Origin of the sequence: Aeromonas sp. R10-2 (genome assembly GCF_040908445.1) — a bacterium.
Lineage (GTDB): Bacteria > Pseudomonadota > Gammaproteobacteria > Enterobacterales > Aeromonadaceae > Aeromonas > Aeromonas veronii.
Window position 1 is genome coordinate 1 of the sequence record NZ_JBFODS010000099.1, and the last position, 20,241, is coordinate 20,241.

The window sequence follows — 20,241 nt, forward strand, 5'->3', positions numbered from 1 at the left end:
GGTACCATCGGCCACGTTGACCACGGTAAAACCACCCTGACTGCAGCTATCACCAACGTGCTGGCCAAGCACTTCGGTGGTAAAGCTTTCGCCTTCGACCAGATCGACAAGGCACCGGAAGAGCGTGAGCGTGGTATCACCATCAACACCTCCCACGTAGAATACGACACCGCTACCCGTCACTACGCCCACGTAGATTGCCCGGGTCACGCCGACTACGTTAAAAACATGATCACCGGTGCTGCCCAGATGGACGGCGCGATCCTGGTAGTAGCAGCGACTGACGGCCCGATGCCGCAGACTCGTGAGCACATCCTGCTGGGTCGTCAGGTTGGTATCCCGTACATGATCGTGTTCATGAACAAGTGTGACATGGTTGATGACGAAGAGCTGCTCGAACTGGTCGAGATGGAAGTTCGTGAACTGCTGACCGAGTACGACTTCCCGGGTGATGACCTGCCGGTAGTTCGTGGTTCTGCACTGAAAGCGCTGGAAGGCGACGCTCAGTGGGAAGAGAAGATCATCGAGCTGGCTGGCCACCTGGATACCTATATCCCGGAGCCGGAGCGCGCGATTGACCAGCCGTTCCTGATGCCTATCGAAGACGTATTCTCTATCGCTGGCCGTGGTACTGTAGTTACCGGTCGTGTAGAGCGCGGTATCGTTAAAGTAGGTGAGACTGTAGAAATCGTTGGTATCAAAGATACCGTTTCTACCACCTGTACCGGTGTTGAAATGTTCCGCAAACTGCTGGACGAAGGTCGTGCAGGTGAGAACATCGGCGCGCTGCTGCGTGGTGTTAAGCGTGAAGACGTAGAGCGTGGTCAGGTACTGGCCAAGCCGGGTTCTATCAAGCCGCACACCAAGTTCGAATCTGAAGTATACGTACTGTCCAAAGAAGAAGGTGGTCGTCATACCCCGTTCTTCAAAGGCTACCGTCCGCAGTTCTACTTCCGTACTACCGACGTGACCGGTACCATCGAACTGCCGGAAGGCGTAGAGATGGTAATGCCGGGCGACAACATCAAAATGGTTGTTACCCTGATTGCGCCGATCGCAATGGACGACGGCCTGCGTTTCGCTATCCGTGAAGGTGGCCGTACCGTAGGTGCTGGTGTTGTAGCTAAAGTTATCGCTTAATCTTTGGCTTACATAAATAAAGCAAAGCCCCTATAATAGGGGCTTTCTTGTGTAGGGGCGTAGTTCGAATTGGTAGAACAGCGGTCTCCAAAACCGATGGTTGCGGGTTCGAGTCCTGCCGCCCCTGCCATATACCTCGTCTCGTACGGGGCTTTTGTGTCTTTGGTTACGTCAGATACAGGTGGGTTGTATGAGTGTTAGTTCTGAGAGCCAGGGCGGAAGCAAGGATACCCTGCTTTGGGGCCTGGTTTTCATTATCCTGGCGGCCGCTGTAGTGGGTAATTACCTGCTCAACGATGTTGTCGCTGCCGTCCGCGCCTTGGGTGTGGTCGTTGTCATTGCTGCTGCTGGTGCAGTAGCCCTGCAAACCACCAAGGGAAAGGCAACACTGGCATTCGCCCGTGAGTCTCGCCTGGAAGTCCGCAAGGTCGTATGGCCGACCCGTCAGGAAGCCATTCAGACAACCCTGATTGTGCTGGCGGTGACCGCCGTGATGGGGCTGCTGCTGTTCGTTCTGGACGGTGCCTTGGTCTGGTTGGTCAACCTGATTACCGGTGTGTAAGGATAAGCCATGACTGAACAACGTGAACAACGTATGAGATGGTATGTCGTGCAGGCTTTTTCCGGCTATGAAGGCCGTGTAGCCAAGTCCCTGCGTGAACATATCAAGATGCATGGCATGGAAGACATGTTCGGTGAAGTACTGGTCCCGACCGAAGAAGTGGTCGAGATGCGTGCTGGCCAGAAGCGCAAGAGTGAGCGCAAGTTTTTCCCGGGTTATGTCCTGGTCCAGATGATCATGGATGAAACCACATGGCACCTGGTGCGTAACGTACCGCGCGTCATGGGCTTCATCGGCGGTACTTCCGACCGTCCGGCACCGATCTCCGACAAAGAGGCCGATGCCATCCTGAACCGTCTGCAGGATGCCCACGACAAGCCGCGTCCGAAAACCCTGTTTGAACCGGGTGAAATGGTGCGGGTTGCCGATGGTCCGTTTGCCGACTTCAACGGTACCGTTGAAGAGGTCGATTATGAGAAGAGCCGCGTGAAGGTCTCTGTACTGATCTTCGGTCGTTCTACTCCTGTTGAACTGGATTTTGGTCAGGTCGAAAAGGGCTGATTGAATTCTGTACGTTTAACGGTTGTCAGGGGCAGCTAATATCTCTATAATTCGCTGCCCCTTTATTAGTTGGGGAGCCGTTTGCAGGAGCAAGTCTCCGAGGCGCTAGAACCCATTTTTGAGGTATTTTCCTAATGGCTAAGAAAGTCACAGCTTATATCAAGCTGCAGGTTGCTGCTGGTGCAGCCAACCCGTCTCCTCCCGTTGGTCCTGCACTGGGTCAACACGGTGTTAACATCATGGAATTCTGTAAGGCGTTCAACGCTCGTACAGAGAAGCTGGAAAAAGGTTCACCGACTCCGGTCGTGATCACCGTTTACAGCGACCGTTCCTTCACCTTCGAAACCAAGACTCCGCCTGCTTCCTTCCTGCTGAAGAAAGCTGCTGGCATCAAGTCTGGTTCTTCCAAGCCGAACAAAGACAAGGTTGGTAAGGTGACCGTTGCCCAGCTGCAAGAAATCGCCAAGACCAAAGAGCCGGATATGACTGGTGCCGATCTGGATGCAAAAGTACGTTGCATCGCAGGCTCCGCTCGTTCCATGGGTCTGGTAGTGGAGGATTAAGACAATGGCTAAACTTTCCAAGCGTATGCGCGTTATTCGCGAAAAAGTTGACGGTACCAAAGAGTACTCCATCAACGAAGCCATTGCCCTGCTGAAAGAACTGGCTACCGCCAAGTTCGTTGAAAGCGTTGACGTTGCTGTCAACCTGGGTATCGACGCTCGTAAATCTGACCAGAACGTACGTGGTGCTACTGTACTGCCGCACGGTACCGGTCGTGATGTACGCGTTGCCGTATTTACCCAAGGTGCCAACGCCGAAGCTGCTAAAGCTGCCGGTGCTGACCTGGTAGGTATGGATGACCTGGCCGATCTGGTTAAGAAAGGCGAGATGAACTTCGACGTAGTTATCGCATCCCCGGATGCCATGCGCGTTGTTGGTCAACTGGGTCAAATCCTGGGCCCGCGCGGCCTGATGCCGAACCCGAAAGTTGGTACTGTAACTCCTAACGTTGCCGAAGCTGTCAAGAACGCCAAGGCTGGTCAGGTTCGTTACCGTAACGACAAGAATGGTATCATCCATACCACTCTGGGTAAGGTTTCTTTCAACGAAGTTCAGCTGAAAGAAAACTTGGAAGCTCTGCTGGTTGCCCTGAAAAAAGGCAAGCCCTCTTCCGCCAAAGGTCAATTCATCAAGAAAGTCAGCATCTCCACCACCATGGGTGCCGGTGTTGCCGTAGACCAAGCTTCTCTGGAAGCTCAGGCCTAATTGATGGGTTTTACAAGGCGCAAAATTTAATCTATAATTTTGCGCCTTGATTGGTTGGGGGTTTCGACCTCCGTCCAAGACCGCAGGAGGCTGCAAAGCCTTAATGTTTCCTGCGTAGACGGTGCCGGAAACCCAGCGAGAAAGATTCTTTCTCTTCTGGAATCCTGCTACCGCATCGTTCCCCTCTGTTGTAAAGGTAGGGGGGATGTGTCAGTACTGGGTCAATAGACCCGGATTCAATCCAGGAGTTAAGCCAATGGCATTGGGACTCGAAGACAAAAAGGCAATTGTTGCTGAAGTCAACGAAGCTGCCAAAGGCGCTCTTTCTGCAGTTGTTGCCGATTCTCGCGGTGTAACTGTAGACAAGATGACCGTCCTGCGTAAAACCGCTCGTGAAGCCGGTGTGTACATGCGCGTTGTGCGTAACACCCTGCTGCGTCGCGCGGTAGAAGGTACCGAATACGAGTGCCTGAACGACGCATTTACCGGTCCTACCTTGATTGCTTTCTCTAACGAACACCCGGGCGCTGCTGCTCGTCTGTTCAAAGAGTTTGCCAAAGCGAACCAAAAGTTCGAAATCAAGGCTGGCGCTTTTAACGGTGAGTTTATCGCCGCAGCACAAATTGATCGTCTGGCCACGCTGCCGACTTACGAAGAAGCAATTGCGAAGTTGATGGCGACTATGAAAGAAGCCTCTGCTGGCAAGCTGGTTCGTACTATCGCTGCTGTTCGCGACCAGAAACAAGCTGCTGCTTGATTCTCGCCTATTTAGGCTGTTTGAGTTTATTCAACATCAGGAATTTTTGTCATGTCTATCACTAAAGACCAAATCATCGAAGCCGTTGCTTCCATGTCCGTAATGGAAGTTGTTGAGCTGATCGAAGCTATGGAAGAGAAGTTCGGTGTTTCTGCCGCTGCTGCCGTAATGGCTGGCCCGGCTGCTGCTGAAGCAGTAGAAGAGAAGACCGAGTTCGACGTAGTTCTGACTGCTGCTGGCGCCAACAAAGTTGCCGTTATCAAAGCCGTTCGTGGCGCTACCGGTCTGGGCCTGAAAGAAGCCAAAGATCTGGTAGAAGCTGCTCCGGCTAACCTGAAGGAAGGCGTGTCCAAGGACGAAGCTGAAGCTCTGAAGAAAGAGCTGGAAGCTGCCGGTGCTTCTGTTGAGATCAAATAATCTGCATTTATGTAGATTAGCCTGATAAAACAGGCTAGGGCTGGTGAATTTTTGTTCACCAGCCTTTTTGCGCTGTAGACTGAGAGCATTTCACACCGTTTACGACTCTCGGTGCACCAGCAATCCGGACTGTCTTCTTTCGTCCGGGCCAACACAAAACGGTGTTGAGACAGAGCTGTCCCGCGGGACAGAGTGGGTCACTTATCAGCGAGCTGAGGAACCCTATGGTTTACTCTTATACCGAAAAAAAACGCATTCGTAAGGACTTCGGTAAGCGAGACCAGGTACTGGACACGCCTTATCTGTTGTCCATTCAGCTGGACTCCTTCAAGCAGTTCATCGAGGCTGACCCGGAAGGTGAATATGGCCTAGAGGCCGCTTTCCGTAGCGTTTTCCCGATCACCAGTTACTCCGGTAGTGCTGAGCTTCAGTATGTCAGCTATCGCCTGGGTGAGCCGGTATTTGACGTAAAAGAATGCCAGATCCGTGGAGTGACCTACTCCGCGCCGCTGCGTGTCAAGCTTCGTATGGTTCTGTACGACCGTGAAGCAGCTGCCGGCACCGTCAAAGACATCAAGGAACAAGAAGTATACATGGGCGAAATTCCGCTCATGACCGAGAACGGCACCTTTGTTATCAATGGTACCGAGCGGGTTATCGTCTCCCAGCTGCACCGCAGCCCGGGCGTCTTCTTCGACCACGATAAAGGCAAAACTCATTCATCCGGTAAGGTACTGTATAACGCTCGCGTTATCCCCTACCGTGGCTCCTGGCTGGACTTCGAGTTTGATGCGAAAGACAACCTGTTTGTCCGTATCGACCGTCGTCGCAAACTGCCAGCATCCATTATTCTGCGCGCCCTGGACTTCACTTCCGAACAAATCCTAGCCACCTTCTTCGAGACCATCGGTTTTGAAGTAAAAGATGGCAAGTTGATGATGGATCTGGTGCCGGAGCGTCTGCGTGGTGAAACTGCGACCTTTGACATCGTGGCCAATGGCGCCGTGGTGGTTGAGACCGGTCGTCGTGTGACTGCGCGTCACATCCGTCAGTTGGAAAAAGACGCCGTTACCCAGATTGAGGTACCGGTTGAGTATGTTGTTGGCAAAGTTGCTGCCAAGGACTACGCACATCCGCAAACTGGCGAGATGGTCGTGACCGCCAACCAGGCACTGAGCCTGGAAGCGATCGCCAACCTGTCCCAGGCCGGCTTCAAGCATTTCGAGGTTCTGTTCACCAACGAACTGGATCACGGTGCTTACATGTCCGAGACCCTGCGTGTCGACTCCAGCTCTAACCGTTTGGAAGCGCTGGTCGAGATCTATCGCATGATGCGTCCGGGCGAGCCGCCTACTCGCGAAGCTGCAGAACAGCTGTTCGAAAACCTGTTCTTCTCCGCCGAGCGTTACGACCTGTCTACCGTAGGTCGGATGAAGTTCAACCGCCGTCTGGGTCGTGAAGACGAGACTGGCGCGGGTGTACTGACCAAAGACGACATCGTCGATGTGATGAAGCGCCTGATCGACATCCGTAACGGTAACGACGAAGTGGATGATATTGACCACTTGGGTAACCGTCGTATCCGTTCTGTCGGTGAAATGGCTGAAAACCAGTTCCGCGTCGGTCTGGTACGTGTCGAGCGTGCGGTCAAGGAGCGTCTCTCCCTGGGCGACCTGGACACCCTGATGCCGCAGGATCTGATCAACGCCAAGCCGATCTCCGCCGCAGTCAAAGAGTTCTTTGGTTCCAGCCAGCTGTCCCAGTTTATGGACCAGAACAACCCGCTGTCCGAAGTGACCCACAAGCGTCGTATTTCCGCGCTGGGCCCGGGCGGTTTGACTCGTGAGCGTGCCGGCTTTGAAGTCCGAGACGTACACCCGACTCACTACGGTCGTCTGTGCCCTATCGAGACTCCTGAAGGTCCGAACATCGGTCTGATCAACTCTCTGTCCGTGTACTCTCGTACCAACGAGTACGGTTTCCTCGAGACCCCGTACCGTAAGGTCATTGACGGTGTGATCACCGACGAAGTGGACTACCTGTCTGCTATTGAAGAAGGCAAGTACGTGATCGCACAGGCTAACGCCGCGACCACCGAAGATGGCCGTCTGAAAGATGAATTGATCCCGTGCCGTCACAAAGGTGAATCCACCTTTATGAACGCCGACCAGATCCAGTATATGGACGTGAGCCCGCAGCAGATCGTATCTGTGGCAGCCGCTCTGATCCCGTTCCTGGAACACGATGACGCGAACCGCGCATTGATGGGTTCAAACATGCAACGTCAGGCTGTACCGACTCTGCGTGCTGACAAGCCGCTGGTAGGTACCGGTATGGAACGCGCTGTGGCCGTTGACTCCGGTGTAACCGTAGTGGCCAAGCGTGGTGGCGTAATCGACTATGTCGATGCCTCCCGTATCGTCCTGAAGGTCAATGAAGATGAGCTGATGCCAGGCGAAGCCGGTATCGACATCTACAACCTGACCAAGTACACCCGTTCCAACCAGAACACCTGTATCAACCAGCGTCCTTGCGTGATGTTGGGTGAGCCGGTCATGGCTGGCGACGTACTGGCGGACGGCCCGTCCACCGATCTGGGTGAACTGGCGCTGGGTCAGAACATGCGCGTAGCGTTCATGCCGTGGAACGGTTACAACTTCGAAGACTCGATCCTGGTGAACGAGCGTGTTGTTCAGGAAGATCGCCTGACCACCATCCATATCCAGGAACTGGCCTGTATCTCCCGTGACACCAAGCTGGGTCCGGAAGAGATCACTGCTGACATCCCGAACGTGGGTGAAGCCGCTCTGTCCAAGCTGGACGAGTCCGGTATCGTCTACGTGGGTGCCGAAGTGAAGGGCGGCGACATTCTGGTCGGTAAGGTAACGCCGAAAGGTGAAACCCAGCTGACGCCGGAAGAGAAGCTGCTGCGCGCCATCTTCGGTGAGAAGGCGTCCGACGTGAAGGACTCCTCCCTGCGTGTACCGAACGGTGTGTACGGTACCGTGGTTGACGTGCAAGTCTTTACCCGCGATGGCGTGGAAAAAGACAAGCGCGCCAAAGAAATCGAAGAGATGCAGCTGAAGGAAGCGAAGAAGGACTTGACCGAAGAGTTCAAGATCCTGGAAGACGGCATTTTCGGCCGCTCCCGCAACCTGCTGCTGGCCGCCGGTTACAGCGAAGATCGTCTGAACAAGCTCGATCGCTCCAAGTGGTTTGAACTGGCCATCGAAGACGAAGGCAAGCAGACCGAACTGGAACAGATCGCTGAACAGCACGTTGAGCTGAAAGCCGAGTTCGACAAGAAATTCGAGAACAAGCGTCGCAAGATTATCCAGGGTGATGATCTGGCGCCGGGCGTACTGAAAATCGTCAAGGTTTATCTGGCAGTCAAGCGTCGCATCCAGCCGGGTGACAAGATGGCGGGCCGTCACGGTAACAAGGGTGTTATCTCCAAGATCTGTCCGGTCGAGGATATGCCTCATGACGAGTTCGGCCGTCCGGTCGACATCGTACTGAACCCGTTGGGCGTACCATCCCGTATGAACATCGGTCAGATCCTCGAAGTTCACCTGGGCCTTGCGGCCAAGGGTATCGGCGAGAAGATCGATCGCATGGTCAAAGAGCAGCGCGAGCTGCACGAGATGCGCAACTTCCTGCAGCAGGTCTACGACCTGGGCGAGAAGGACACCCAGCAAGTGAACATCGCCGAACTGTCTGACGACGACGTACGTACCCTGGTGGGTAACCTGCGTAAGGGTCTGCCGGTTGCTACTCCGGTCTTTGATGGTGCCAAAGAGCGCGAAATCAAAGCCCTGCTGAAGCTGGCCGATCTGCCGGAGTCCGGTCAGATTGATCTGTTCGACGGCCGTACCGGTAACCGCTTCGAGCGTAAAGTAACCGTTGGTTACATGTACATGCTCAAGCTGAACCACCTGGTCGACGACAAGATGCACGCGCGTTCTACCGGTTCTTACAGCCTGGTTACCCAGCAGCCGCTGGGTGGTAAGGCTCAGTTCGGTGGTCAGCGTTTCGGTGAGATGGAAGTGTGGGCCCTGGAGGCTTACGGTGCGGCATATACCCTGCAGGAGATGCTGACCGTCAAGTCTGACGATGTGAATGGCCGTACCAAGATGTACAAGAACATCGTGGATGGCGACCACCGTATGGAGCCGGGCATGCCCGAATCCTTCAACGTATTGCTGAAGGAAATCCGCTCTCTGGGTATCAACATCGAGCTGGACGAAGAGTAAGAGCTCGCTCTTATTGTTCGAGAATTGACGTGGGCGCCCCGAGAGGGGCGCCGAGGTTAGACTCCTGACAGGGGAAACACGTGAAAGACTTACTCAAGTTTTTGAAGGCTCAGACCAAGACCGAAGAGTTTGACAGTATCAAGATCGGTCTGGCCTCTCCTGACATGATCCGCTCCTGGTCATTCGGTGAGGTCAAAAAGCCTGAGACCATCAACTACCGGACTTTCAAGCCGGAGCGTGATGGTCTGTTCTGCGCCCGTATCTTCGGACCGGTGAAGGACTACGAGTGTCTGTGCGGCAAGTACAAGCGCCTGAAACACCGTGGTGTGATCTGTGAGAAGTGCGGCGTTGAAGTGACCCAGACCAAGGTCCGTCGTGAGCGTATGGGCCACATCGAGCTGGCCAGCCCGACTGCCCACATCTGGTTCCTGAAGTCCCTGCCGTCCCGTATCGGTCTGCTGCTGGACATGACCCTGCGCGACATCGAACGCGTGCTCTACTTCGAATCTTTCGTAGTTATCGAGCCGGGCATGACCAACCTCGAACGCAGCCAGATGCTCTCTGAAGAGCAGTACCTGGATGCGCTGGAAGAGTGGGGCGACGAATTTGACGCCAAGATGGGTGCCGAAGCAATCCTGGCATTGCTGCGCGCCATCGATCTGGAAGGTGAAGTCAAAGCGATGCGTGAGGAGCTGGATCAGACCAACTCCGAGACCAAGCGCAAGAAGACCACCAAGCGTCTGAAGCTGATGGAAGCTTTCCTGCAGTCCGGCAACAAGCCGGAGTGGATGATCATGACAGTGCTGCCTGTGCTGCCGCCGGACCTGCGTCCGCTGGTACCGCTGGACGGTGGCCGTTTCGCGACTTCCGATCTGAACGATCTGTACCGTCGCGTGATCAACCGTAACAACCGCTTGAAGCGTCTGCTGGATCTGGCTGCTCCGGACATCATCGTGCGCAACGAAAAGCGCATGCTGCAAGAGTCCGTCGATGCACTGCTGGATAACGGCCGTCGCGGTCGTGCCATCACCGGTTCCAACAAGCGCCCGCTGAAATCCCTGGCCGACATGATCAAGGGTAAGCAGGGTCGTTTCCGTCAGAACCTGCTCGGTAAGCGTGTCGACTACTCCGGTCGTTCCGTTATCACCGTAGGCCCGACTCTGCGTCTGCATCAGTGCGGTCTGCCGAAGAAGATGGCGCTGGAACTGTTCAAGCCGTTCATCTATGGCAAGCTGGAAACCCGCGGTCTGGCGACCACTATCAAGGCCGCCAAGAAGATGGTGGAGCGTGAGGAAGCTGTCGTTTGGGATATCCTGGACGAAGTGATCCGCGAACACCCGGTTCTGCTGAACCGTGCACCGACTCTGCACCGTCTGGGTATCCAGGCATTCGAACCGACTCTGGTCGAAGGCAAGGCAATCCAGCTGCACCCGCTGGTTTGTGCTGCGTATAACGCGGACTTCGATGGTGACCAGATGGCGGTCCACGTACCGCTGACCCTGGAAGCCCAGCTGGAAGCGCGTGCGCTGATGATGTCTACCAACAACATCCTGTCGCCTGCCTCCGGTGAGCCAATCATCGTTCCTTCTCAGGACGTGGTCTTGGGTCTGTACTACATGACCCGTGCCCGTATCAACGCCAAAGGCGAAGGTATGGTGCTGGCCGGCCCGAAAGAAGCCGAGAAAGTATATCGCGCCGGTCTGGCCGATCTGCATGCTCGTGTGAAAGTACGCATTACCGAATACCTGCGTCAGGAAGACGGTTCTCTGCGTGAACACACCGAGATGAAGAACACCACCGTTGGTCGTGCGATCCTGAGCCTGATCCTGCCGAAAGGCATGGAATACGCCCTGATCGACGAGCCGAAGGTGCTGACTGCTGCAGAACAGGCTGATCTGGATGCCAATCCGCAGAACTGGATCAAGTGCGTATCCAACAAGGCGCTGGGCAAAAAGCTCATCTCCCGTCTGCTGAACACCTGCTATCGCAAGCAGGGCCTGAAGGACACCGTTATCTTCGCTGACCAGCTGATGTATACCGGTTTCCACTACGCGGCCCTGTCCGGTGCTTCCGTTGGTATCGATGACATGGTCATCCCGGATGCCAAGAAAGACATCATCGCAGCAGCCGAAGCCGAAGTTGCCGAGATCCAGGACCAGTTCCTGTCAGGTCTGGTAACTGCGGGCGAGCGTTACAACAAGGTTATCGATATCTGGGCCAGCGCCAACGAGCGCGTCTCCAAGGCCATGATGGAGAACTTGTCCAAAGAGCGTAACGTTAACTCGCTGGGTGAAGAAGAAGAGCAGGCCTCGTTCAACAGCATCTTTATGATGGCCGACTCTGGTGCGCGTGGTTCCGCCGCCCAGATCCGTCAGCTGGCCGGTATGCGTGGCCTGATGGCCAAGCCGGATGGCTCCATCATCGAGACCCCGATCATCGCGAACTTCCGCGAAGGTCTGAACGTACTGCAGTACTTTATCTCTACTCACGGTGCTCGTAAGGGTCTGGCGGATACCGCACTGAAGACTGCGAACTCCGGTTACCTGACTCGTCGTCTGGTAGACGTGGCGCAAGACATGGTGATCACCGAGGACGATTGCGGCACTACCGACGGTCTGTGGATGACTCCGCTGATCGAAGGTGGCGACGTGGTCGAGCCGCTGCGTGAGCGCGTGCTGGGTCGTGTGGTGGCAGAAGATGTCATCAAGCCGGGTACCGAGGACGAGATCCTGGTTGCTCGCAACACCCTGCTCGACGAGCAGCTGTGTGACCTGCTGGAGCGTAACTCCGTTGACCGTGTGAAGGTACGTTCTGCCATCACCTGTGAAACCGACTTCGGTAACTGTGCTCACTGCTACGGCCGTGATCTGGCCCGTGGTCACCTGGTTAACAAGGGTGAGGCTGTCGGTGTTATCGCCGCCCAGTCCATCGGTGAACCGGGTACCCAGCTGACGATGCGTACTTTCCACATCGGTGGTGCTGCATCTCGTGCCGCTGCTGAAAGCAGCATCCAGGTCAAGAACACAGGTACCATCAAGCTGCAGAACGCCAAGTTCGTTCACAACAGCGATGACAAACTGGTTATCACCTCACGTTCTACCGAACTGACCATCATGGACGACATGGGCCGTACCAAGGAAAGCCACAAGCTGCCTTACGGTTCCGTGCTGGAAGTGAAGGACGGCCAGGCCGTGAGTGCTGGCGAGACCGTTGCCAACTGGGATCCGCACACCCACCCGATCATCACCGAAGTGGCAGGTCGCCTGCAGTTCGAACACATGATCGATGGTGTGACCATCACTCGTCAGACCGACGAGCTGACCGGTCTCTCTTCTATCGTCGTACTGGATGTCAACGAGCGTCCGAGCGCCGGTAAAGAGATGCGTCCGACCGTTAAACTGGTCGACCTGAACGGCAAAGACGTGATGATCCCGGGTACCGATGTAGCTGCCCAGTACTTCCTGCCGGGCAAGGCGATCGTGAACTTGGAAGATGGTGCCAACGTGGGCGTGGGTGACGCGGTAGCGCGTATCCCGCAAGAGTCCGGCGGTACCAAGGATATCACCGGTGGTCTGCCGCGCGTTGCGGATCTGTTCGAAGCACGTCAACCGAAGGAACCGGCAATTCTGGCCGAGATCTCCGGTACCATCTCCTTCGGGAAAGAGACCAAGGGCAAACGCCGTCTGGTCATCACCCCGACCGATGGTGGCAACGTCTACGAAGAGATGATTCCGAAGTGGCGTAACCTGAACGTGTTCGAAGGTGAAAAAGTTGAGAAGGGTGAAGTGCTGGCGGACGGTCCTGAGTCTGCTCACGACATCCTGCGTCTGCGCGGTATCAGCCCGGTCGCCAACTACATCGCCAACGAAGTGCAGGACGTTTACCGTCTGCAAGGCGTTAAGATCAACGACAAGCACATCGAAGTCATCGTTCGTCAGATGCTGCGCAAGTGTGAGATCCTGAGCGCTGGCGATACTGATCTGATCGAAGGCGAACAGGTTGAAGTTGCTCGTGTGAAGATTGCCAACCGTAAGCTGGTTGCCGAGGGCAAGACCCCTGCGACCTACCGTCATGTACTGATGGGTATTACCAAGGCATCTCTGAGCACCGAGTCCTTCATCTCCGCGGCTTCCTTCCAGGAAACCACTCGCGTTCTGACCGAAGCCGCCGTAGGTGGCAAGCGTGATGAACTGCGTGGTCTGAAAGAGAACGTCATCGTGGGTCGTCTGATCCCGGCTGGTACCGGCTTTGCCTACCACCATAGCCGGATCAACCAGCGTGCCGCCGCAGCTCGTGCTGTTGGTACCCCGCAGGTGACCGCTGATGAAGCGGAGCAGAACCTGGCGGATCTGCTGAACGCAGCCGGTAGCTTCGACGAAGAGTAACTCGTCATCCGTGATTGAAAAGGGCTCCTTCAAGGAGCCCTTTTTGTTGGCCAATTCCTCGGCAAAGGTAGACGCAGCGCGGGTTTCAGGATGATCCAGAGCAAAGTTGTAGAGTAAAAAATCAAAAAAAGTTGACTTTACTCCCCTGCAATTTAAAACTCGGGAAAGTTGAATGGTTATTACAGGGGTAGAACATGACTGTCGGTATCGAGGAAGCCATGCTTCCCGAAGAACAGCTGATCAGCCGCACTTTTACAGATGAAGACAGGGAATTGTTGCGCTCATCCGATGGGCTCATCGATGGCTTGGCCGAGCTGTTCGGCAAGCATTGTGAAGTGGTACTCCACTCCCTGGAAAATCTGCACGAGTCGGTGATCAAGATCGCCAACGGCTTCAATACCGGACGCACCCTCGGGGCGCCCATCACCGATCTCGCCCTGCGCATGCTCAAGGATATCGAGAGCACCGGCCAGGATTACACCCAGAGCTATTTCGCTCGCAGCCGTACCGGCGCGCTGATGAAGTCGAGCACCATCGCCATTCGCAACAGCGAGCGGCAAGTAGTGGGGCTTATCTGCATCAATCTGCACATCAATGCGCCTTTCCACGAGTTCGTGGCCGAATTTTTCCCGACGCCCCAGCAGGCGGCGCGTCAGTCACCAGAGACCTTCGCCAACAGCGTGGAAGAGCTGGTTGCCCAGACGGTGGATAACACCATCGACGAGATCAATCGCGATCCCACCGTGGCCAACAATGCCAAGAACCGCTTCATCGTGACCCAGCTGTTCGAGAAGGGCATTTTCGATATCAAGGATTCGATCAATCTGGTGGCGGACAAACTCAATATTTCAAAACATACCGTTTATCTTTACATCCGACAGCGCAAGCAGGGTGAAGACGAGAACGAGTAACTCATTCCAGAAGGGGATAGATGAATGGCTAAAGAAGTGATTGCAACCGACAAGGCGCCTGCCGCGATTGGTCCGTATGTTCAGGCTACCAAGGTTGGCGAGATGATCTTCACCTCCGGGCAGATCCCGCTCGATCCTGCCACCATGGAAATCGTGGCTGGCGGCATTGAAGAGCAGGCCGAACGGGTGATGAAGAACCTGGTTGCCGTGTTGCACGCTGCCGGTGCCGATGCCAGCAAAGTGGTCAAAACCACCTGCTTCCTGAGCGACATGAACAACTTCGTTGCCTTCAACCAGGTCTATGCCCGCTACTTTGGCGATGCGGCGCCAGCCCGCTCCTGCGTGGAGGTGGCTCGTCTGCCGAAAGATGTGCTGGTCGAGGTCGAGGCGATTGCCCATCTCTGATCAACAGATTGAATCAAGCCCCTCCTGGCAGGGGCTTTTTTGTTTTTGGCGTAAAATGGACCGGGTCAGCACAGGAGTCCTGCTATGAGTCTGAGTTTTGCCATTCTGGTCACGGGGCCCGCCTATGGCACCCAGTCGGCCAGCACCGCCTATCGTTTTGCCCGCACCTTGTTGGCACAGGGGCATACCTTGTCCCACCTGTTCTTCTATCAGGATGGGGTCTGCAACGGCAACGGTCTGCATCTGCCAGCATCCGATGAGACTGACCTGGTGCGTCTGTGGCGAGAGCTGGCAGCAGAGCAGGGGATCCGTATCGACGTCTGCGTCGCCGCCGCCATGCGACGCGGTGTGCTCGATGAACAGGAAGCCAAGGGGGCAGGGCAGGTACACTTCAATCTGCAAGCACCATTTTGTCTGAGCGGTCTGGGTCAGTTGGCCGAGGCTGCGCTCACCGCCGATCGACTGGTTCAGTTCTAGGGGGAGTCATGAGCAAGAAAATCGCCTTTATATGCAGTCGTGGTCCCCATGGCCATGCTGCTGGCCGGGAAGGACTGGATGCCTTGTTGGCCACCTCGGCCATGACCGATGAGCTGGCGCTCTTCCTGATTGGGGACGGCGTGCTGCAGCTGCTCAAGGAACAGCAGCCTGCCGCCATTTTGCAGCGCCACTACGCGCCCACCTTCAAAATGCTGGAACTCTACGACATCGAAGAGGTCTATGTTTGTGCTGACTCGCTGGCAGAGCGTGGCGTGACAGTGGATGATCTGCTGATCCCCGTCGAGAGTCTGCCGCGCCAGGAACTGGCTCGGCGCTGGGCACAGTGTTCGACTCACATCAGCTTTTGAGGTCTCCATGTTGCATCTGATATTGAACTCTCCCTTTCAGAGTCAGGCTCTGGCAGAAGCGCTCTCATACCTTCAGCCCGAGGATGAGCTGGTACTGATGCAGGATGCCGTGATTGCGGCATCGGCTCCCCAGTGGAGCGCGCGGCTGGCGGGTATCCCGCTTTATGTGATGCAGGAAGATCTGCAAGCTCGCGGTTTGCAGCATCGGGTGGGCAATGTGCTCGATATGGCGGATCTGGTGGCACTGATTGCGCAAAAAGGTTCCCCGCGCACCTGGGGTGGCTGAGAAGCACATTTCCAAGAAAATTCAAGATGATGTCGTGAATTCAAACGGATCCGAATTGCCCTTTTGTGACGCAAATTGTATAAATCTTGACTCCCCAGACAACAGGGCATAAAATTTCGCGTCCCCGTATCTGCGGGGAGGATTTTCCACACGTTTATGAAGTCATTATCAGGAGCCTTTTGATGGCAACTATTAACCAGTTGGTTCGCAAGCCACGCATCAAGCTCGTTGTGAAAAGCAACGTGCCGGCGCTGGAAGCGTGCCCTCAGAAGCGTGGCGTATGCACTCGTGTATATACCACCACCCCGAAGAAGCCTAACTCTGCACTGCGTAAAGTGTGCCGTGTACGTCTGACCAACGGCTTCGAAGTCACCTCCTACATCGGTGGTGAAGGTCACAACCTGCAAGAGCACTCTGTTGTTCTGATCCGTGGCGGTCGTGTAAAAGACTTGCCAGGTGTTCGTTATCACACCGTTCGTGGTGCGTTGGACTGTGCCGGTGTTAAAGACCGTAAGCAGGCTCGCTCCAAGTATGGCGTGAAGCGTCCTAAAGCTTAATGGTTCTCCGTTAAGTAAGGCCAAACGTTAATTCGTTTCTAGTTAGATAGCTTTCTAGTTTTGGGTAATCCCTGAAGTTACGGAGAATTTGAAATGCCAAGACGTCGTGTTGTTGGTCAGCGTAAAATCCTGCCAGATCCCAAGTTCGGATCAGAGCTGCTGGCTAAATTTGTCAACGTAGTAATGGTTGACGGTAAGAAATCTGTTGCAGAAGCCATTGTTTATGGCGCCCTGGACATCATTGCCACCAAATCTGGCAAAGAGCACCTGGCCGTATTCGAAGAAGCTCTGGATAACATTCGTCCGGCGGTCGAGGTTAAATCTCGTCGCGTCGGTGGTGCAACCTATCAGGTGCCGGTAGAAGTTCGTCCGGTACGTCGCAATGCCCTGGCAATGCGCTGGTTGGTTGATGCCGCTCGTAAACGTGGTGAAAAATCAATGGCTCAGCGTCTGGCTGGCGAGCTGCTGGATGCCGCTGACAATAAGGGTTCGTCTGTCAAGAAACGTGAAGACGTTCACCGTATGGCTGAAGCGAACAAAGCCTTCGCTCACTTCCGCTGGTAATCCGCTTGCGCAGGGTCTTTTGACTCTGCGCACCTTTAATTATCTAGGGACAAGCGCCTTAGTAAGAGGATGACAATGGCTCGTACAACCCCCATTGAGCGTTATCGTAACATCGGTATCTCCGCTCACATTGACGCCGGTAAGACTACTACTACCGAGCGCGTACTGTTTTACACCGGTGTAAGTCACAAGATCGGTGAAGTTCACGATGGCGCTGCCACCATGGACTGGATGGAACAGGAACAAGAGCGTGGTATCACAATCACCTCCGCCGCGACCACCGCTTTCTGGTCCGGTATGGGTAAACAGTTCCAACCGCACCGTATCAACATCATCGATACCCCGGGCCACGTTGACTTTACTATCGAAGTAGAGCGTTCAATGCGTGTTCTGGACGGTGCCGTGATGGTGTACTGTGCCGTAGGTGGCGTACAGCCACAGTCTGAAACCGTATGGCGTCAGGCTAACAAGTACAAGGTTCCCCGTATCGCGTTCGTCAACAAGATGGACCGTACCGGCGCCAACTTCCTGCGCTGCGTTGAGCACATCAAGACCCGTCTGAAAGGTACTCCGGTTCCCCTTCAGCTGAACATCGGCTCTGAAGAGAACTTCAAGGGCGTTGTTGACCTGGTCAAGATGAAAGCCATCAACTGGAATGAAGCTGATCAGGGCGTATCCTTCGATTACGAAGACGTCCCGGCCGAGTTGCTGGAACAGGCGCAAGAAATGCGCATGAATCTGGTTGAAGCCGCTGCTGAAGCGTCTGAAGACCTGATGGAAAAATACCTGGGCGGCGAAGAGCTGACCGAGGAAGAGATCAAAGGTGCTCTGCGTCAGCGCGTGCTGAACAACGAAATCATCCTGGTAACCTGTGGCTCCGCGTTCAAGAACAAGGGCGTACAGGCCATGCTGGATGCCGTGATCGAGTACCTGCCGGCTCCGACCGACGTTGCTGCTATCGACGGCCTGAAAATGGACGGCGAGACCAAAGACGAGCGTCACGCTTCTGATGACGAGCCGTTCTCTGCTCTGGCGTTCAAGATCGCTACCGACCCGTTCGTTGGTAACCTGACCTTCTTCCGTGTCTACTCTGGCGTGATCAACTCCGGTGACACCGTGCTGAACTCCGTCAAGGACAAGCGCGAGCGTTTTGGCCGTATCGTTCAGATGCATGCCAACAAGCGTGAAGAGATCAAAGAAGTACGCGCTGGTGACATTGCTGCTGCTATCGGTCTGAAAGACGTGACCACTGGTGACACCCTGTGTGACCCGAACGCACCGATCATCCTCGAGCGTATGGAATTCCCAGAGCCGGTAATTTCTATCGCTGTTGAGCCGAAAACCAAGGCTGACCAAGAGAAGATGGGTCTGGCACTGGGCCGTCTGGCTCAGGAAGATCCGTCCTTCCGCGTATGGACTGACGAAGAGTCAGGTCAAACCATCATCGCTGGTATGGGTGAGCTGCACCTGGACATCATCGTTGACCGTATGCGTCGCGAGTTCAAGGTTGAAGCCAACGTAGGTAAGCCGCAGGTTGCCTACCGTGAAACCATCCGTACCACCGTTAAAGACATCGAAGGCAAGCATGCCAAGCAGTCTGGTGGTCGCGGTCAGTACGGTCATGTTGTTATCGACATGTACCCGCTGGAAGAAGGCAAAGCCTACGAATTCGTCAACGACATCAAAGGTGGTGTCATTCCTGGTGAATTCATCCCGGGTGTTGATAAAGGTATCCGTGAGCAGCTCAAATCTGGTCCGCTGGCTGGTTACCCGGTTATGGATCTGGGTGTGCGTCTGCACTTCGGTTCTTACCACGATGTCGACTCTTCCGAACTGGCGTTCAAAATCGCTGCTTCCATGGCCTTTAAGGCTGGCTTCATGAAAGCCAACCCGGTTCTGCTCGAACCGATCATGAAAGTAGAAGTTGAAACTCCGGAAGATTACATGGGCGACGTTATCGGTGACCTGAACCGTCGTCGTGGCCTGATCGAAGGTATGGAAGATGGCCCGTCCGGCAAGATCGTTCGTGCTCTGGTGCCGCTGGCCGAAATGTTCGGTTATGCAACTGCACTGCGTTCCGCTACCCAGGGTCGTGCTTCCTACGCCATGGAATTCGCCAAGTATCACGATGCACCGACCAACGTTGCACAAGCTGTGATCGAAGAGCGCAAATCCAAGTAATTTAAGATTCCCCGCCTACGACGGTAGGCGGGTTTAACCTAGAAGGACTACGTCGTGTCTAAAGAAAAATTTGAGCGTAATAAACCGCACGTAAACGTCGGTACCATCGGCCACGTTGACCACGGTAAAACCACCCTGACTGCAGCTATCACCAACGTGCTGGCCAAGCACTTCGGTGGTAAAGCTTTCGCCTTCGACCAGATCGACAAGGCACCGGAAGAGCGTGAGCGTGGTATCACCATCAACACCTCCCACGTAGAATACGACACCGCTACCCGTCACTACGCCCACGTAGATTGCCCGGGTCACGCCGACTACGTTAAAAACATGATCACCGGTGCTGCCCAGATGGACGGCGCGATCCTGGTAGTAGCAGCGACTGACGGCCCGATGCCGCAGACTCGTGAGCACATCCTGCTGGGTCGTCAGGTTGGTATCCCGTACATGATCGTGTTCATGAACAAGTGTGACATGGTTGATGACGAAGAGCTGCTCGAACTGGTCGAGATGGAAGTTCGTGAACTGCTGACCGAGTACGACTTCCCGGGTGATGACCTGCCGGTAGTTCGTGGTTCTGCACTGAAAGCGCTGGAAGGCGACGCTCAGTGGGAAGAGAAGATCATCGAGCTGGCTGGCCACCTGGATACCTATATCCCGGAGCCGGAGCGCGCGATTGACCAGCCGTTCCTGATGCCTATCGAAGACGTATTCTCTATCGCTGGCCGTGGTACTGTAGTTACCGGTCGTGTAGAGCGCGGTATCGTTAAAGTAGGTGAGACTGTAGAAATCGTTGGTATCAAAGATACCGTTTCTACCACCTGTACCGGTGTTGAAATGTTCCGCAAACTGCTGGACGAAGGTCGTGCAGGTGAGAACATCGGCGCGCTGCTGCGTGGTGTTAAGCGTGAAGACGTAGAGCGTGGTCAGGTACTGGCCAAGCCGGGTTCTATCAAGCCGCACACCAAGTTCGAATCTGAAGTATACGTACTGTCCAAAGAAGAAGGTGGTCGTCATACCCCGTTCTTCAAAGGCTACCGTCCGCAGTTCTACTTCCGTACTACCGACGTGACCGGTACCATCGAACTGCCGGAAGGCGTAGAGATGGTAATGCCGGGCGACAACATCAAAATGGTTGTTACCCTGATTGC

General features: G+C 55.0%; 18 protein-coding genes and 1 tRNA gene. All 19 read left to right on the forward strand.

Translation table 11 applies throughout. The annotated features are described in order from the left end of the window. On the forward strand, positions 1 to 1,140 hold a 1,140-nt coding region (tuf, locus tag AB5Y97_RS19630; RefSeq protein WP_368158824.1), incomplete at its 5' end, for an elongation factor Tu. A 53-nt stretch (positions 1,141 to 1,193) separates the two neighbouring features. After that, a tRNA-Trp gene (locus AB5Y97_RS19635) sits at positions 1,194 to 1,270 on the forward strand. 60 nt (positions 1,271 to 1,330) lie between these two features. Beyond that, positions 1,331 to 1,702: a preprotein translocase subunit SecE gene (secE, locus tag AB5Y97_RS19640; protein WP_005306322.1), complete on the forward strand. Its 372-nt coding sequence runs from the start codon at positions 1,331 to 1,333 to the stop codon at positions 1,700 to 1,702. 9 nt (positions 1,703 to 1,711) lie between these two features. Further along, positions 1,712 to 2,263 (forward strand): transcription termination/antitermination protein NusG, encoded by a 552-nt coding sequence (gene nusG / locus AB5Y97_RS19645; RefSeq protein ID WP_005306318.1) that lies wholly within the window; start codon positions 1,712 to 1,714, stop codon positions 2,261 to 2,263. Between the two features lie 134 nt (positions 2,264 to 2,397). Beyond that, on the forward strand, positions 2,398 to 2,826 hold the full coding sequence (gene rplK / locus AB5Y97_RS19650) for a 50S ribosomal protein L11 (RefSeq protein WP_005339887.1): 429 nt from the start codon (positions 2,398 to 2,400) through the stop codon (positions 2,824 to 2,826). Positions 2,827 to 2,830: 4 nt separating this feature from the next. After that, on the forward strand, positions 2,831 to 3,532 hold the full coding sequence (gene rplA / locus AB5Y97_RS19655) for a 50S ribosomal protein L1 (protein ID WP_005339888.1): 702 nt from the start codon (positions 2,831 to 2,833) through the stop codon (positions 3,530 to 3,532). A gap of 256 nt (positions 3,533 to 3,788) precedes the next feature. Further along, positions 3,789 to 4,289: a 50S ribosomal protein L10 gene (gene rplJ / locus AB5Y97_RS19660; protein ID WP_005339895.1), complete on the forward strand. Its 501-nt coding sequence runs from the start codon at positions 3,789 to 3,791 to the stop codon at positions 4,287 to 4,289. A 51-nt stretch (positions 4,290 to 4,340) separates the two neighbouring features. Beyond that, positions 4,341 to 4,706, forward strand: coding sequence for a 50S ribosomal protein L7/L12 (gene rplL, locus AB5Y97_RS19665; RefSeq protein ID WP_005306304.1), 366 nt, complete (start codon positions 4,341 to 4,343; stop codon positions 4,704 to 4,706). A gap of 224 nt (positions 4,707 to 4,930) precedes the next feature. Beyond that, positions 4,931 to 8,959: a DNA-directed RNA polymerase subunit beta gene (gene rpoB / locus AB5Y97_RS19670; RefSeq protein WP_005339897.1), complete on the forward strand. Its 4,029-nt coding sequence runs from the start codon at positions 4,931 to 4,933 to the stop codon at positions 8,957 to 8,959. A gap of 80 nt (positions 8,960 to 9,039) precedes the next feature. Further along, entirely contained in the window at positions 9,040 to 13,344 is a 4,305-nt protein-coding gene (rpoC, locus tag AB5Y97_RS19675; RefSeq protein ID WP_236272036.1) for a DNA-directed RNA polymerase subunit beta', read from the forward strand. Between the two features lie 194 nt (positions 13,345 to 13,538). Continuing rightward, complete coding sequence (locus AB5Y97_RS19680; protein WP_368158826.1) at positions 13,539 to 14,255, forward strand: transcriptional regulator; 717 nt, start codon at positions 13,539 to 13,541, stop codon at positions 14,253 to 14,255. 24 nt (positions 14,256 to 14,279) lie between these two features. Then, the gene (locus AB5Y97_RS19685; RefSeq protein ID WP_005339904.1) at positions 14,280 to 14,660 is read left to right on the forward strand and encodes a RidA family protein; all 381 of its coding nucleotides are present in this window, start codon (positions 14,280 to 14,282) and stop codon (positions 14,658 to 14,660) included. Between the two features lie 84 nt (positions 14,661 to 14,744). Next, on the forward strand, positions 14,745 to 15,137 hold the full coding sequence (gene tusD / locus AB5Y97_RS19690; RefSeq protein ID WP_042054810.1) for a sulfurtransferase complex subunit TusD: 393 nt from the start codon (positions 14,745 to 14,747) through the stop codon (positions 15,135 to 15,137). A gap of 8 nt (positions 15,138 to 15,145) precedes the next feature. Next, a complete protein-coding gene (gene tusC / locus AB5Y97_RS19695; protein ID WP_005341830.1) occupies positions 15,146 to 15,505 on the forward strand; it encodes a sulfurtransferase complex subunit TusC in 360 nt (119 codons plus the stop codon). A 7-nt stretch (positions 15,506 to 15,512) separates the two neighbouring features. Further along, on the forward strand, positions 15,513 to 15,791 hold the full coding sequence (gene tusB, locus AB5Y97_RS19700; RefSeq protein WP_058056195.1) for a sulfurtransferase complex subunit TusB: 279 nt from the start codon (positions 15,513 to 15,515) through the stop codon (positions 15,789 to 15,791). A 182-nt stretch (positions 15,792 to 15,973) separates the two neighbouring features. After that, on the forward strand, positions 15,974 to 16,348 hold the full coding sequence (gene rpsL / locus AB5Y97_RS19705) for a 30S ribosomal protein S12 (protein ID WP_005306278.1): 375 nt from the start codon (positions 15,974 to 15,976) through the stop codon (positions 16,346 to 16,348). A gap of 93 nt (positions 16,349 to 16,441) precedes the next feature. After that, on the forward strand, positions 16,442 to 16,912 hold the full coding sequence (rpsG, locus tag AB5Y97_RS19710; RefSeq protein WP_005339911.1) for a 30S ribosomal protein S7: 471 nt from the start codon (positions 16,442 to 16,444) through the stop codon (positions 16,910 to 16,912). A gap of 75 nt (positions 16,913 to 16,987) precedes the next feature. Next, positions 16,988 to 19,093, forward strand: a complete 2,106-nt coding sequence (gene fusA / locus AB5Y97_RS19715) for an elongation factor G (protein WP_021229318.1) — start codon at positions 16,988 to 16,990, stop codon at positions 19,091 to 19,093. A 54-nt stretch (positions 19,094 to 19,147) separates the two neighbouring features. Then, a partial coding sequence (gene tuf, locus AB5Y97_RS19720) for an elongation factor Tu (protein WP_368158822.1) occupies positions 19,148 to 20,241 on the forward strand: 1,094 nt, incomplete at its 3' end.

Coding starts and splice junctions, on each gene's coding strand:
- secE (WP_005306322.1), top strand. CDS start 1,331: ATGAGTGTTAGTTCTGAGAGCCAGGGCGGAAGCAAGGATACCCTGCTT.
- nusG (WP_005306318.1), top strand. CDS start 1,712: ATGACTGAACAACGTGAACAACGTATGAGATGGTATGTCGTGCAGGCT.
- rplK (WP_005339887.1), top strand. CDS start 2,398: ATGGCTAAGAAAGTCACAGCTTATATCAAGCTGCAGGTTGCTGCTGGT.
- rplA (WP_005339888.1), top strand. CDS start 2,831: ATGGCTAAACTTTCCAAGCGTATGCGCGTTATTCGCGAAAAAGTTGAC.
- rplJ (WP_005339895.1), top strand. CDS start 3,789: ATGGCATTGGGACTCGAAGACAAAAAGGCAATTGTTGCTGAAGTCAAC.
- rplL (WP_005306304.1), top strand. CDS start 4,341: ATGTCTATCACTAAAGACCAAATCATCGAAGCCGTTGCTTCCATGTCC.
- rpoB (WP_005339897.1), top strand. CDS start 4,931: ATGGTTTACTCTTATACCGAAAAAAAACGCATTCGTAAGGACTTCGGT.
- AB5Y97_RS19680 (WP_368158826.1), top strand. CDS start 13,539: ATGACTGTCGGTATCGAGGAAGCCATGCTTCCCGAAGAACAGCTGATC.
- AB5Y97_RS19685 (WP_005339904.1), top strand. CDS start 14,280: ATGGCTAAAGAAGTGATTGCAACCGACAAGGCGCCTGCCGCGATTGGT.
- tusD (WP_042054810.1), top strand. CDS start 14,745: ATGAGTCTGAGTTTTGCCATTCTGGTCACGGGGCCCGCCTATGGCACC.
- tusC (WP_005341830.1), top strand. CDS start 15,146: ATGAGCAAGAAAATCGCCTTTATATGCAGTCGTGGTCCCCATGGCCAT.
- tusB (WP_058056195.1), top strand. CDS start 15,513: ATGTTGCATCTGATATTGAACTCTCCCTTTCAGAGTCAGGCTCTGGCA.
- rpsL (WP_005306278.1), top strand. CDS start 15,974: ATGGCAACTATTAACCAGTTGGTTCGCAAGCCACGCATCAAGCTCGTT.
- rpsG (WP_005339911.1), top strand. CDS start 16,442: ATGCCAAGACGTCGTGTTGTTGGTCAGCGTAAAATCCTGCCAGATCCC.
- fusA (WP_021229318.1), top strand. CDS start 16,988: ATGGCTCGTACAACCCCCATTGAGCGTTATCGTAACATCGGTATCTCC.